Here is a 12,992-nt window from a genome sequence, read left to right on the forward strand (position 1 = left end):
AAAATCATCCTGCTAGAAATCTACGCCCCGCTTCAGATCCACACCTTTTTCTGCATAATGCTTGTGGTTAAACACCTCCGAGTGTGTACTGGCAAAGTCAAAATAGTCCGGCGGATGTTTGCAGCGTCCGGTGATAACGACTTCCGTGTCGCGTGGCTTTCGCAAAAGTGCCTGAACGATCGGCTGTTGGGGCAATAGCTCTAGATCAACGGTGGGGTTCAGCTCATCTAGAATAATGGTTTTATATAAACCTGAGGCGATCGCTGCCCGGGCAATTTCCCAGCCTCGCTCCGCTTCTACATAATCTAATTCCTGCTGCTGTCCGCGCCAGACGATCGCATCTCGCCCGCATCGCTGATGATCGACCAGATTGGGGTAGATTTGGCGCAGTGCCGCAATTGCTGCATCTTCGGTATAGCCAGAGCCGCCTTTGAGCCACTGCATAATCAGCACCCGGTGAGATTTGTCCTGACTGATGCCTTTGCCGATCGCTTGCAGAGCCTTTCCTAACGCACTTGTAGATTTGCCTTTGCCCGAGCCCGTATAAATTTCGATGCCTTCGATGCCGTGGGCAACGGCGTTAGCATGCAGATGTGCCCGCATCTCGGAATGGAGATCCGCAATATCGAGCAATGCTTGCGGTGCGCCTCGTCCGGTCGCGATAATCTCCAGCTCCTCTGGCTTGCGCTTCAGCGTTTGCACCACTTCATCCACAGGTAGCAATCCCAGATCCAGCACTGGATTTAGCTCATCCAGCACCACCACGGAATACAGCCCCGAAGCGATCGCCCCCTTTGCCACATCCCAGCCGCGCTGTGCCTCCATCCGATCGAAGCGCGTAATATCATCCGACCCAAAAAACTCGGCTCGACCCGTCCGCACCTGATCGATCAAATGGGGAAAGCCTCGCCGCAGTGCCTCGATCGCCGCGTCTTCGTCGTAGGTGCGTCCTGGTCCCTTCAGAAATCGCAGCAGCAAGACTCGAGTTTGATTGCCCGTGTGAATGCCCAGCCCGATCGATCGCAGCACCACCCCCAGAGCCGCCTGCGATTTCCCTTTGCCAACCCCGTCATAAATATGAATCTGCCCTGCCAGTCGTTCTGATCGCGTTTGGGCAGTCCGAATCCCAATTCCAGTCCTTGTCATGACTTTAAGATGGTTCTTGTACCTTGGATTTTAACGAAGCTCTAGAAGTTCAGCCTGACCCGAGTGAAACTTTTTAGCACGAGCCAGCTAACCCTCTCGCCAAAAAGTGATTCCCTGAAGAGTCTCTCAAACTGCCCTTTCCCCTGATACTCTAAAACTCTATATATAGCGTCCTATGAAATATACATCGAATTCACACTCTACTAGTTGATTTATTCGCACTTCATCAAACTTCCGAGTCTAAACTCCTAGCCTCAAACTTTTCTCCGCAAATTAGCCTGTAATCGATGCAATAGGCCTCCCGCACGAACCGAAGCTCCCCTCACTCATCTACCCCTTCATCCCTCCATCCCCCTCTCCCATGCCCTCTGTCCTCCCCCTCCGAGCGATCGCCCTGCAAATCCTATTTCTGCTGATTGCGATCGCGATCGAATCCTCTATCCTGTATCGGCAGCTTAAGATTACGCCGCGAGAAGGGGTGCAGTACGCAGCCACTCTGAACCTCCTGTCCACAGTGATGGGATGGATTGTGATCTTTATCGTTTTGAATACTGGAGTAGGAGGGCAGATCAGGCGCAGTTTAGATGTGGAGATTGCCCTGATCAGTCTGGTGCTGTTCAATCAGGCAGTTTCGGTGGGCAGCAATGTGGTTGGTGTTCTGGTTCTGGGGGCACTTGCAGCGTTTCCTGCCAGCTTTGCCGTCAAGCAGTTTGGTTTAGTGCTGCTGAAATGGGTGCTTGATCCCAGCCTCGCCGAAGCCAAGCCGCTGCCCCAACCGGAAGTGCGATCGGTGATGCGAAATCCGCGAGAAGTTGTGCGTAAGGAAGCTTCTTCGCCAGTTCTGGCTGTTTTTCTAGCGAATTTGCTGAGCTATGGGGCGATCGTGCTCGTGTTGCTGCTGCTCATTTTTATTCAGGGGGGAATCGCGCTATAGCGGCGATCGGCACAAAGCGCAATGCTCAAGGAATTGGGTTAGCTCGGTTGGAGTCCTGTTCTAAGTCGGGGGTTTCAGTGAACGCAATCGCGGGGATCTTTGCATGATCGACTTTTTTCAGTTCTTGTTTGGGTTGAGCCTGTTTCGCAACCTGCGTGAGTCCTTGACAGAGCAGTTCAAGCAGACTCAGAGAAGCATTCGCCAGATCAAGCCTTTTTCCTGGCAAACCACGCTACTGCTCAGCCTGCTGTCGTGGCTGGTGTATTTGCTGCTGCAAGATGAGATGGCAAAGCGGTTTGTTTCCTTTTTTGGCTGGGTCTTTCTGATCCTGGGGGTGGATTGGGCATTGGTTAAGCGGAAGCTCACAGTTCCCATTCTTGGACTGCAATTTCGCTACGCGCCCTGGGTTACGGGAGCAATTCTCACGATCGCCCTCTACACCAATCGGCTACTGATCCTGGATCTTGCCAGTGCATTGACCAGCTATCCCATCTTTTCTGCCTTACTGGCGAGTATTCCAAAGTTTATCCATCCGGGTCCCACGTTTCGTCCACCCCATCGGGCTGGAAGGCAGGATATCGTAATTGTGCTGCTGCTGGGAAGCCTGTATAGCTGCTGGTTTCAGCTTTACTTTGATATGCAAAATTTACTGGATCAATACCCCAGCCTGCTGGCAGACGACATGAGCCGCAGTCGTTTTGTGGTGCAGCTAGAGTCCGATCCACCGCTAACCAACGGGATTCAAATCCTGAATGTGGCAGAAGCCAACGTGCGAGAGACGCTGAACGGGCTTTCGACCTGGGTTGCGGTGCAGCAACAGCTCAGTAATATTCAAGCTGAAGTCCCTCGAATTGCGACGCTCGCCCGCTCCGAAATCTACGGCAGCCCGCCCAGAAGCAGAGAATATCGGCTGTGGCGACTGAATGCCCAGAGTTTCCCTGATCCTTTACAGCCCGGTTCCCTTTTGCTTCAGCTCCAGGCCCTCTGGTATGGTCCTAGCTCAGATGGCAAAGGCTATATTTTGCAGCGATCGTGCCAGGTTCAGCCAGCAGGCAGCCAGATTCCCATTGCTCAGGCTCCGGGAACCCAGTCTACGGTGTATCAGATGCAGTGTGGAGCGATCGAGTCTTCGCTACCCGCCGTGTTGCCTCAGGAAAACTGAACTTCTACCAGCCCCAGCTTCCCAATCCACCCTTAAACGGACCCACAATATCTTTAGTGATCCAGCCGCCGTAAAAGTCTCCGGGCTGGGTTGTTACCTGCTCATCGTCTATAAAGCAGGCATCCATCCGACTGGGATAAAAAGCAACATAGTGCTGAATTCCCGCAAAAGACGGAGTAGGGTTGGCATAAAACCAGGCAGCATTCTCAGCCGTTCGATCGCCCACTTGAATCGTGTAGTACCCAGCTTGCCCCTTCCACTCACAGAAGGTCGATCGTCTTTCCTGCGTCAGGTACTCCATCTGAATATCTTCCGGGGGAATGTAGTACACAGGCGGATGGCTCGTTTCCAGGACGCGCTTTGCCCGATGGGTATCGGCGATCGTTACGCCGTTAAACACCACCTGAATATGCTTTGCCGAATCCTCTAGTCGCGGCGGACGGGGATAGTCCCACACCGATTCTTGTCCGGGCTGAGGAATAATGCGATCGATGGTCACAGTGGCTCCGTTGTTTGCTTGATCTGCTGTATCACTCCTTCGATCGTGCCAGAGGATTTCGATTTTGGGCAGCCGCCTTGATAGTTTGCTGAATCCGATTCGATCGAGTTTCGGGACGCCTCGCGCTGCCAATCCACGACAGGATGTTCTTTTTGACTGAATTGCTAAATGCCTGAAAATTCTGCTGCGCCGCTTGATCTACCACAAGTGCCTGCTCCAGATCGATTGGAATGACTAACGCCTCAATCTCATCGAGCGCATTCCAGGAGCCGTCTTGCTGAGCGGCAATGATTTTTGCCATGCCTGCTTCGGTCATCAAGCCCTGCTCGATCAAATTGGCGACGTATTGTTTATTCAGCTTTGACCAGACGCTTCCCGGTTTGCGCGGCGTGAAAATCTGACGATAGCGATCGTCGTCCAGCGTTTGCACTTTGCTGTCAATCCAGCCAAAACAAAGGGCTTCCTGCACGGCTTCAGGGTAGCGGATGCTCGGTTTGCCGCTTCCGACTTTGTAATAGAGAAGCCAGATGCCGATCGCCGTTTGATGATGTTCTGCTAACCACTGCCGCCATGCCAGGCGATCGATCGCTTCAACGATTTCAAGTTGGTCTTCAAATCTTGTCTGCTTCATTGAGCTTCATTGGGCTTCATTGCTGATCCATCAAAATCTGCCCGATGCCCGTGCCTGGATAGTAGCGGCTGAGAATTTGCTGGTGAGAATAGCCCTGTTCTGCCAAATCCAGCGCACCGAGCTGACTCATGCCCTTTCCCTGAAACGCTTCCATCACAATGTCATCCGATGCGGCATAAAGCGACTCCACCACGCCACCCCGATAGCTGACAAACTGACCGCTCGTTTCATCAACTGCTTGACTCGTCCGGTCTGCCTCTCGCTCAATGCCACGATAAACCTGATAATATTCCGTTGCGCCTAGGTCAAACAGTCCGCTCATGGGCTTGTAATAATAGGTCAACGCATAGGAGCGGGCGGCGATCGCCTGTGCCTTCAGAGCTTCCATGTCCCAGCTTGGTGAAACTTCACTGCCAACGACGCTGTGCAAATACTGCCGCATATTCACCTGATTCACTGCCCACAGTTTGCCGCCATCCACGGCTAAGATGAGATGCCCGTGATAGGTGCGCTCATTGAGGGTAAACAGTCCATCGGGCGGCAGGGAAATCATTACAATTCCCGGAAACGCTTTGCCATTGATGCGGATGCCGTCTCCCCCAACTTCCACACTGTAGGATTGGTTCGCGGCAAAATGACCGATCGCCTGTCCTTCTGGATTTAGCGCATCGGTGGCAGTTGAAAAGCTTACCGTGAGTGCCAGAACTTTCTCTGCGATCGCCACTTTCATTTCAATAAAGGAATCAACAGGCGCAGAGGATTGAAGAAGTTCTTGTTTCGCTTTCTCGTTGAGGGCGCGTTCTTCGGGGGTGAGAGCAGAAGGGTCGATGGGCTGAGGAGATGGGGATGGGGATGGGGTAGATAGGGGGATGGGTGAGGGTGCAGGAGCAGGGAGACTGGAGGAGAGTTTACCGGGAATTTGATTGAGGGAGGTGGAGGCTTGGAGGGGGGTTGGAGATGATTTCGCGAAGGCAACGAGGGTCAGGGCAATGATTCCGCCGATTGTTAAGCTTGCCCCAATCAGATAGGGGGGCTGAGTGAAGCGTTTGAGCCGATCCTTGGTTTGGGTAACGGATGTTGGGTCGATCGTCATAATTTCTGTCTGGTCTGAGGGAATTGTGTCAGCACCAGTGGCTTTTAACCGCGTGATGTAAGGGGCTGCAAACTGCTCTTGAGATTCCATATCTCCGCTGGCAATGTGCAAAACCAAGTGCTTCTGCATCGAGAAAATTTGCAATTGCCAAAACTTTCACCGAAGATTTTAAACCTGCTCTAGCACTGCAACCGTTCGATCGCTTTGCACATTCCCCGTATTCAGCGTGGCGGCAGGTTCAAACAGCAGCACATGAACTTCCTCAAGGGCAATCGGCAAATGCTCGACACCTCTGAGAACGATGAAAAATTCGCCCTCGTTCAGCACCACATCGCGATTGCGCAGCCGCATCGTCAGCTGACCTTTCAGCACCAGGAAAAGCTCGTCCTCATGGTCGTGGTGATGCCAGACAAACTCCCCTTTGAGCTTGACCAGCCTCACCTGCTGCCCATTGAGTTCCCCGATAATTCTGGGACTCCAATAGTCTGTGAAGGAGCTGAGTTTTTCAGTCAAATTGACCTTTTCCATCGCTACGGGTTCCCGATGCAGATCAAGCCCAGCCTAGCTTACTTGTGGCGAATCAGTTCATAAATTGCCAGGTAATCTTCGCCCGGATGGTTCCAGGAGAAGTCATAAGCCATGCCCTGAAGCTGAAGCTTCTCGAGCTCTTCAGGGTAGTATCGCCACAGCCCGATCGCCCGATCCATTGCGGACTCCAGTGCTGGATAGTCCATCTGGTAAAACACATAGCCGTTGCGCTCTTCGGGGGGATGGGTTTCGTCGTAATCGCGATCGAACACGGTGTTCACCAAGCCGCCTACCCCTCGGACGATCGGCACGGTGCCGTACCTCAAGCCGATCATTTGCGTCAGTCCGCAGGGTTCAAAGTTGCTCGGCACGACGATAAAGTCGGCTCCGGCATAAATCAGGTGAGACAGTTCCTCGTTGAAGCCAAGTTCCAGATGAATGTCGGGGTTGTCGTTGAGGAAGCTTTTCTCGTGCTGGAAGTGGGCGTTAATTCCGGCTTCAGTGGCTGACCCCAGCAGCACAAACTGAGCATTCCGCAGCATCGCATGATAAATGGCGTGGTGAACCAGATGCACGCCTTTTTGCTCATCTAGTCGTCCGATAAAGGCGATCAGGGGCTTGTCTTCGTGCTGAAGCAGCAGCCGATCGCGCAGAGCTTTTTTGTTTTTTTGCTTGTCGGGCAGGGTTTCCGGCGTGAAGTGGTGAGGAATAAAACGATCGACTTCGGGGTTCCACACATCGTAATCAATGCCGTTGAGAATGCCGCCAAACTTGCCTTCGTGCAGGTGAATGGTGTGTCCCAACCCGTAGCCAAATTCGCCGTAGTGAGCTTCCCAGGCGTGATGGGGGGAGACGGTATTTACGAAGTTGGAATAGACGATGCCGCCCTTCATGAAGTTGATCGCAAAGGGGTTGAAGTTGTCTTGCAGGCGATCGTACTGGAAGTAGTATTCGGGGCGGTTCAGTCCAGTTGCGGTAAGAACCTGTTCGCCGCCGTGTCCCTGGTGCTTAAAGTTGTGAATGGTGTAGCAAACGCGCTGAAACTCCAGTCCGTGATGCTTATAAATTTCATACAGCATAACGGGGACGAGTCCGGTCTGCCAGTCATGGCAGTGCAAAATGTCCGGTCGCTTGTTAGTAATCAGCAAAAACTCCAGCGCCGCCTTGCTGAAGAAGGCAAACCGCATGTTGTCGTCATCGCAGCCGTAATAGGTGCGGCGATTAAAGAAAAAGTCTTCCGAGTGAGGATCGATAAAGAAGCAAAGCCGCCCCTGTACCCAGCCGCAAAAGACATCGCACTTGATACTCGCGCCGTACCAGGGCACGTTGAGATCCCGGTATGCCTCGTGCCAGCCCCAAATCTGGTCGTACCGCATACAGTCGTACTTAGGCAGGATGATCTCAACGGCATGACCCCGAATCTCCAGCTCACGGCTCAGCCCGTACACCACATCGCCTAACCCGCCTGCTTTAATGACCGGGGCGCATTCCGAGGCAATTTGTACGATGTACATCCCTTTTCCTCACCAGGTAGAAATAACTTGGTAATAACTTAACAAAAATATATTTATACGTTTTTGGTAGGCAAGCAACCTGAGAGGGAGTTTAATTCCAAGAAAGGGGGTGAAAACTTCCAGAGCGTTGATGTCCCCCAAATTCCTCAACTTTAGGAGACCTTGCAATCTGCGAATAGGCAAGATTCTTCCCAAAATTAGGTAGCCAGAGAGCTATTCAGGTTACGAATCTCTCCAAACATTCCCTTAAAGCTTTGTGGCGTGGCAGCTTGCAGGTGAGAGAGTAGCATGAGCTATAAAGACTTTGAATCAAACCATAACTTTGAAGTAATCATCAAGAGCAGCACAAAGCTAGAACAAGTTTTAACAGGGGTGCGTCAATGGGAAGCAGTTCTCCGTGGGGGGTAATTGTCTCTCAGGAAACCAATCTGTATCGCCTTTATCCTCCAATCCCCTGAGTTCTTATGCGTCAATCCCGATTTGCGCTCTATTTTTCCATCGGATTATTTTTGGTTACGCTTTGTACGATCGTCTTGCTAATGGTTGAGGTTGCCCCAGCACGATCGAATGCGCCGTTCATGGGAATCATGATCGATCCGGGTTCTTCAGCTCCGATAGTGCATCTGCCGAATCGTCTTTTCAACTGCACAGATGAAAACCAGCAATTTCGCTGTCAGGCATCCTTAAAAGAGCAGCCCCTCCAGATCACGTTTGACCAAGGCAAAGACTATATTTACTTTCTGCAAAACTGCCGTGCGACCTATGCAGGTCAGGCAACAAACTGTCAGGCAGCGCAAGGCGGCAATATGACCCAGCGTGGCGTTCTATCTTATTATTCGCTCACCACCAATCTGGGACTGACAGTTCCTGAACTTAAGGCTCTCCAGCGACAATACTGGCTGACTAACCTGGTGGGCACTAGCGCAGAAGGCTTTATCTGGATCGGGGGCTGGGCGATCGCAGCGATCGGGGCGGCACTTGCGATCGGGTTGAACTGGCTGGAGGATAACCTCCTCACTCGCAGTTTCACCAGCCTGAGCAGTGGCTTTGGTCTGGCTTTGTTGACCTGGTTTGTGCTTGCCAGAATTCCTTACACAACGCTGGCGCAGTACGGCATTAACGAATCGACTTGGCGTTTTGTGCTTCCCATCATCACAATCGCGGCTGGCACGCTGGGGTCAATTCTGACAGGTTTTTATGTGAGTCGGCGCACCCGCCCAGCCCTGAAAGCAGTGACAAGTTTGCTGATGGGATTTGCCACTGCATTTCTCTCCTGGTTCTTTTTCCCAATCGTTCTTTCAGTCATTCCGGAAGGCTGGTGGCTGAGGATTCCCTTAACCGTGATGTTTGGAACAGCTACAACTATTCTGCTGCTGAAAGACACAGGGCGATCGATCAAGTTCTTTTCCTGTAGCGTCAGTGCGCTAGGAGCGTTTGTGATGCTGCTGACGCTGATTACTCACCTTGGGCTAATTCTGGGATTTGCAGATTAGTGGATTGCCTGAACTCATATAATTTGAGTTAGAACTATTCTGCTGCCGCCATGACCGATTCTCCTCATCCCACAACTCAATATTCCTATCTGCCTGTTCTGAGAGAGCTTGTTCGCACTTATCAGGCTTTCTCTTCGATTGATGAGGCACAAATTCGCACCTATGGGTTGACGGCAAGCCAGTTTGACGTGATTGCTACCTTAGGCAACACAGACGGCATGACGATGAGCGATCTGGCAGAAAAAACGCTGGTCACAAAAGGAACGCTGACCGGAATTGTCGATCGTTTGGAAGCAAAGCAATTAGTACGGCGAGAAGTCCCGGAAGGCGATCGTCGCTGCTTTAAAGTCGTGCTGACAGCGGCAGGAGAAGCCCTGTTCCACGACATCTTTCCAAACCACATGGCGTTTCTTCAGGAGCGATTCGATCGTCTAGAAACCTCGGAATTAGAGCTATTGCGGGTTTTGTTGGGGCGTGTGCGATCGGCATTTACAGAGCGATCTTAAGCCTGGATAAGCAGTATTCTTTGAACAAGATAGTTTGACACCAAACTAATTCATGCTAGATTAGCTTTAGTAGAAAGTACGAGTTCAAACTTTTTGGCTTTAAACAATTAATTTTAAGGAGAACTCCGATGCCTGAACTGCCTCTGACCCTGCAACTTGATGCAGGAACCTACTGGCTCTGCACCTGCGGTAAGTCCGAAAACTTTCCCTATTGCAATGGCGCACACAAAGGCTCTGGCTTTACACCAAAGCAGTTTGAGCTGACCGCACCTGCCACCGTTGAAATTACGGCTCCGGGCGAGGCGATCGTTCGCTAAAAGTCGCGCCTTTGCAAAGCACAATTCGATCGTCCCAAAATCGTCCCAATGAGGAATCTGCTTCCCCTGCGGCTGGGTTTTTGGCAGGGTTTCGGTTCAAAATGAAAGTAGCCTGTCTCAAATCCAGCCATTTCTGAGGAATTTGCCGTGAGTGCCAGAGGCTATCGCAGCGCAGGTGATTCGGTGCGTGACCCGGTAGGTAATCCAGTTGTGATCGTGGGTGCGGGATTTGGCGGCATTCAGGCAGCACGCACTCTTGCCCGGCAGGGAGTTTCAGTTCTGCTGATCGATCGCCAGCCTTATCACCTTTTCACGCCGTTTCTGCATCAGGTGGCAATGGCAGAGCTAGAGCCAGATCAGGTGGGAATTCCGATTCGGCGACTGCTGCGATCGTCCCCCAAGGTTCAGTTTCTCCAAGCCGACGTGCAGGCAATTCGCTGGGACAAACAGAGGCTTGAAACCTCAGCAGGACAGGTTTCTTTTGAGTATCTGGTTCTGGCAACGGGCAGTTTCACTCATGCAGAAGTTCCCGGAGCAGCACAGCACACGCTGCCGCTCAAAACTCTGCCTCAGGCGATCGAGCTTCGTAATCACATTTTGTCTCGTGTTGAACAGGCCGTGAATGAGCCTGATCCGGCGCATCAGCAGCGGTTACTCACGTTTGCCGTGATTGGAGGCGGCTCAACGGGTGTCGAAGTTGCCGGATCGCTTGCCGAGTGGATTCAGGAGGGGCTGAGCAAAGACTATTCTATGCTCGATCGATCGCCCCTCAAGGGGAAGGGCTTCGCATCGCAGTTTCGGTTAATGGTGCTGCATTCAGGCGATCGGCTCCTGGAAACAATGGCTCCTCGGCTTAGCCGCTATACCGAACGACAGCTTAAACGGCTCGGGGTAGAAGTGTGGCTGCATAGCAGGGTGACTCAGGTTAAGGCAGGTCGAATCACGGTTCAGACGGGCAATCTTCAGACGGACGATCTTCAGACAGGCGATCACGTGAATTTGATTGAGGCAGAAACGATCGTCTGGGCGGGCGGCATACAGGTGAAAGTGCCGGAGTTGTGGCGGCTTCCCACCGCACCCAGCGGCAGAGCAGCTACGTTAGCCTCGCTAAATTTGCCAGAGCACCCCAAAGTGTACGCGATCGGCGATCTGGCAGAAGTGGGCTGGAATGACCAGGCGTTACCCATGCTGGCTCCCACTGCTGATGCTCAAGGCAAAGCCGTTGCCCAAAACATTCTGCGCCAAATGCAGGGACAGCCTCCGCTTCCCTATCGGCACAACGATCGCGGCACAATGGCAATTTTGAGCCGATTTCGGGCAGTGGTGCAGCGCGGCAAGTTCACCATGACCGGATTTCCCGCCTGGCTGCTGTGGCTTGGCTTTCACTGGTTTATTCTTCCCGGCATGCGCCAGCGCATTCTTGTTTTAATTCACTGGATGTCCAATCATTTGCGGCATGATCGCATTCCGGCTGCTGTTCTTCGCTCTTCGCTTCAGGATTCCTCAACGCAAAACAAAACTTATTCCGCTCGTTCTCGATAACGTTCTTTGTAATGTTCACGCTTTGTAATGTTCACGGTTCTGCCCTTCATCCGAGTTTGGTACAGGATTTTGATATGAGCTTCCCCAGCGTTTTCGTTTCCCACGGTTCGCCCGATTTGGTGTTGCATTCTGGTCGATCGCTTGACTTTTATCGGCAGCTTGGAACCCAGATCGGCAAACCTAGCGCAATTCTCGTCGTTTCAGCTCACTGGCTTTCGACAGAACCGATCGTCAGCACCGCAGCGCAGCCCCCGACAATTCATGATTTTGGCGGCTTTCCAGCAGAGCTGTATCAAATGCAGTATCCCGCTCCCGGTGCGCCTGCCCTGGCGGAAGCAGTGAAATCGCTGCTGATTCAGGCCGGATTTGCAGCCCAAACCCACCCCGATCGCGGGCTCGACCACGGAGCCTGGATACCCCTGATACTGATGTATCCCGATGCGGAGATTCCGGTAACGCAGTTATCGATCCAGCCCCGCCGCGATCCTGCCTATCATTTCCAGCTCGGACAGGCACTCGCCCCCCTGCGTGACCAGAATGTGCTGATTCTCGCAAGCGGCTCGCTGACTCATAATTTAGGAGCTTTGACCCGCAACAACTTTGAAGCAGAACCTACGGATTGGGCAGTTGCATTCGACGAGTGGATCAGCAAGACGATCGCCCAACGCAAAATAGAAGACCTGCTGAACTATCGCCAGTTGGCTCCCTTTGCGATCGAAAACCACCCGACCGACGAACATTTGCTACCGCTTTTTGTGGCTGCCGGAGCAGGCGGGAATCAGCCCGTTCAGCTTCACTCGAATTTCACCTACGGTTCCCTCAGTATGGCAAGCTATGCCTTCGCCTGACCTGCGCCCAACAGGCGGCTAAATAGCTCCTGCACCTGATTCCAGGCATCTGCCGCCGCTTCTGGCTGATAGCTCGATCGTCGATCGCAAAAGAACCCATGCGCCGCATTCTCATAGCGAAAAATCCGGTGCGGAATCTGGGACTGCTGCAAAGCCGCCTTGATCTGATCCACATGAGCCGGCGGAATACTGGCATCCGCTATGCCAAAAAATCCATAGAGTGTGCCTTTAATTTCTGGCGTATAGGCGATTGTTGGCTTACCGTTCTCTGAACTCATACCCGGACTCCAGACCGGAATTCCAGCGCCGTAAAAAGAAGCGGTTGCCTTGATTTCTGGCAGAGTTGCCGCCAGGTATGCTACTAGCCCCCCAAAACAGAAACCAATACAGCCAATCGCCGCCGAACTGACGTTAGGCTTTGCGCTCAGATAAGCGATCGTGCTGCTCAAATCGCTCAGCAGCTCATCTACCTGCGTTTGCTCTTTGTATTTGCGCCCAAGCTGAACGTCTTCTGCGGTATAGCCTGCCTCAAACCCCGGAGCCAATCGCTGATAAATGGCAGGCGCGATCGCCACATATCCCAGCCGTGCAAAGCGATCGGTGACATCACGGATATGACTGTTCACCCCAAAAATTTCCTGAATCACAATCACCGCCGGACGCTGACTTTCTGAACCTGACTCCGATACGGGTTCTGCCAGATAAGCTGCAATCTGCAAATCACCGTTCTTAATCTGAACTTGGTTTGTCTGAATCTCCATCTCACTCTTTACTGCTTG

14 protein-coding genes are annotated in these 12,992 nt (G+C 52.4%); 7 read left to right on the forward strand and 7 right to left on the reverse strand.

The window, feature by feature from the left end; translation table 11 throughout:
* Window positions 1-12: 12 nt before the first annotated feature.
* Entirely contained in the window at window positions 13-1,146 is a 1,134-nt protein-coding gene (locus NDA02_RS12095) for a cob(I)yrinic acid a,c-diamide adenosyltransferase (protein WP_190791699.1), read from the reverse strand.
* Window positions 1,147-1,507: 361 nt separating this feature from the next.
* Here NDA02_RS12095 and fraC point away from each other — a divergent pair, with 361 nt between their 5' ends.
* Both fraC and NDA02_RS12105 read left to right on the forward strand, forming a co-directional pair.
* Entirely contained in the window at window positions 1,508-2,080 is a 573-nt protein-coding gene (fraC, locus tag NDA02_RS12100; RefSeq protein ID WP_190791698.1) for a filament integrity protein FraC, read from the forward strand.
* Window positions 2,081-2,183: 103 nt separating this feature from the next.
* Window positions 2,184-3,242 carry a DUF5357 family protein gene (locus tag NDA02_RS12105; protein ID WP_190791697.1) on the forward strand — a complete coding sequence of 353 codons (1,059 nt, stop codon included), beginning with the start codon at window positions 2,184-2,186 and terminating at the stop codon, window positions 3,240-3,242.
* A gap of 4 nt (window positions 3,243-3,246) precedes the next feature.
* Here the strand turns inward: NDA02_RS12105 and NDA02_RS12110 are convergent, their stop codons facing one another.
* From NDA02_RS12110 to glgA, 5 genes are read right to left on the reverse strand one after another with little or no spacing between them, the layout of a single operon-like run.
* Complete coding sequence (locus tag NDA02_RS12110) at window positions 3,247-3,741, reverse strand: DUF427 domain-containing protein (protein ID WP_190791696.1); 495 nt, start codon at window positions 3,739-3,741, stop codon at window positions 3,247-3,249.
* Between the two features lie 31 nt (window positions 3,742-3,772).
* A complete protein-coding gene (locus tag NDA02_RS12115) occupies window positions 3,773-4,372 on the reverse strand; it encodes a YdeI/OmpD-associated family protein (protein ID WP_190791695.1) in 600 nt (199 codons plus the stop codon).
* A gap of 16 nt (window positions 4,373-4,388) precedes the next feature.
* Window positions 4,389-5,594, reverse strand: coding sequence for a SpoIID/LytB domain-containing protein (locus NDA02_RS12120; protein WP_348255031.1), 1,206 nt, complete (start codon window positions 5,592-5,594; stop codon window positions 4,389-4,391).
* A gap of 39 nt (window positions 5,595-5,633) precedes the next feature.
* Window positions 5,634-5,993 (reverse strand): cupin domain-containing protein, encoded by a 360-nt coding sequence (locus NDA02_RS12125; protein ID WP_348247751.1) that lies wholly within the window; start codon window positions 5,991-5,993, stop codon window positions 5,634-5,636.
* A gap of 38 nt (window positions 5,994-6,031) precedes the next feature.
* Window positions 6,032-7,507 (reverse strand): glycogen synthase GlgA, encoded by a 1,476-nt coding sequence (gene glgA / locus NDA02_RS12130; RefSeq protein ID WP_348247750.1) that lies wholly within the window; start codon window positions 7,505-7,507, stop codon window positions 6,032-6,034.
* Between the two features lie 464 nt (window positions 7,508-7,971).
* Here glgA and NDA02_RS12135 point away from each other — a divergent pair, with 464 nt between their 5' ends.
* The 5 genes from NDA02_RS12135 (at window position 7,972) to NDA02_RS12155 (ending at window position 12,213) form a co-directional block, all read left to right on the forward strand.
* Complete coding sequence (locus NDA02_RS12135; RefSeq protein ID WP_190793337.1) at window positions 7,972-9,000, forward strand: hypothetical protein; 1,029 nt, start codon at window positions 7,972-7,974, stop codon at window positions 8,998-9,000.
* Between the two features lie 50 nt (window positions 9,001-9,050).
* Window positions 9,051-9,506: a MarR family transcriptional regulator gene (locus NDA02_RS12140; protein ID WP_190793336.1), complete on the forward strand. Its 456-nt coding sequence runs from the start codon at window positions 9,051-9,053 to the stop codon at window positions 9,504-9,506.
* Between the two features lie 128 nt (window positions 9,507-9,634).
* The gene (locus NDA02_RS12145) at window positions 9,635-9,823 is read left to right on the forward strand and encodes a CDGSH iron-sulfur domain-containing protein (RefSeq protein WP_190793335.1); all 189 of its coding nucleotides are present in this window, start codon (window positions 9,635-9,637) and stop codon (window positions 9,821-9,823) included.
* A gap of 147 nt (window positions 9,824-9,970) precedes the next feature.
* Window positions 9,971-11,365, forward strand: a complete 1,395-nt coding sequence (locus NDA02_RS12150) for an NAD(P)/FAD-dependent oxidoreductase (protein ID WP_190793334.1) — start codon at window positions 9,971-9,973, stop codon at window positions 11,363-11,365.
* A gap of 74 nt (window positions 11,366-11,439) precedes the next feature.
* Window positions 11,440-12,213: a class III extradiol ring-cleavage dioxygenase gene (locus NDA02_RS12155; protein ID WP_190793340.1), complete on the forward strand. Its 774-nt coding sequence runs from the start codon at window positions 11,440-11,442 to the stop codon at window positions 12,211-12,213.
* On the opposite strand, the gene NDA02_RS12160 is transcribed toward NDA02_RS12155, so the two are convergent.
* A complete protein-coding gene (locus tag NDA02_RS12160) occupies window positions 12,198-12,974 on the reverse strand; it encodes a dienelactone hydrolase family protein (RefSeq protein WP_190793333.1) in 777 nt (258 codons plus the stop codon). The genes NDA02_RS12155 and NDA02_RS12160 overlap by 16 nt on opposite strands.
* Between the last annotated feature and the right edge of the window lie 18 nt (window positions 12,975-12,992).

The organism is Leptolyngbya sp. ST-U4 (genome assembly GCF_039962215.1).
In the GTDB taxonomy this organism is placed as follows: domain Bacteria; phylum Cyanobacteriota; class Cyanobacteriia; order Elainellales; family Elainellaceae; genus Leptolyngbya_A.

Coding starts and splice junctions, on each gene's coding strand:
- NDA02_RS12135 (WP_190793337.1), top strand. CDS start 7,972: ATGCGTCAATCCCGATTTGCGCTCTATTTTTCCATCGGATTATTTTTG.
- NDA02_RS12125 (WP_348247751.1), bottom strand. CDS start 5,993: ATGGAAAAGGTCAATTTGACTGAAAAACTCAGCTCCTTCACAGACTAT.
- fraC (WP_190791698.1), top strand. CDS start 1,508: ATGCCCTCTGTCCTCCCCCTCCGAGCGATCGCCCTGCAAATCCTATTT.
- NDA02_RS12120 (WP_348255031.1), bottom strand. CDS start 5,594: ATGCAGAAGCACTTGGTTTTGCACATTGCCAGCGGAGATATGGAATCT.
- NDA02_RS12160 (WP_190793333.1), bottom strand. CDS start 12,974: ATGGAGATTCAGACAAACCAAGTTCAGATTAAGAACGGTGATTTGCAG.
- NDA02_RS12105 (WP_190791697.1), top strand. CDS start 2,184: ATGATCGACTTTTTTCAGTTCTTGTTTGGGTTGAGCCTGTTTCGCAAC.
- NDA02_RS12140 (WP_190793336.1), top strand. CDS start 9,051: ATGACCGATTCTCCTCATCCCACAACTCAATATTCCTATCTGCCTGTT.
- NDA02_RS12095 (WP_190791699.1), bottom strand. CDS start 1,146: ATGACAAGGACTGGAATTGGGATTCGGACTGCCCAAACGCGATCAGAA.
- glgA (WP_348247750.1), bottom strand. CDS start 7,507: ATGTACATCGTACAAATTGCCTCGGAATGCGCCCCGGTCATTAAAGCA.
- NDA02_RS12155 (WP_190793340.1), top strand. CDS start 11,440: ATGAGCTTCCCCAGCGTTTTCGTTTCCCACGGTTCGCCCGATTTGGTG.
- NDA02_RS12115 (WP_190791695.1), bottom strand. CDS start 4,372: ATGAAGCAGACAAGATTTGAAGACCAACTTGAAATCGTTGAAGCGATC.
- NDA02_RS12145 (WP_190793335.1), top strand. CDS start 9,635: ATGCCTGAACTGCCTCTGACCCTGCAACTTGATGCAGGAACCTACTGG.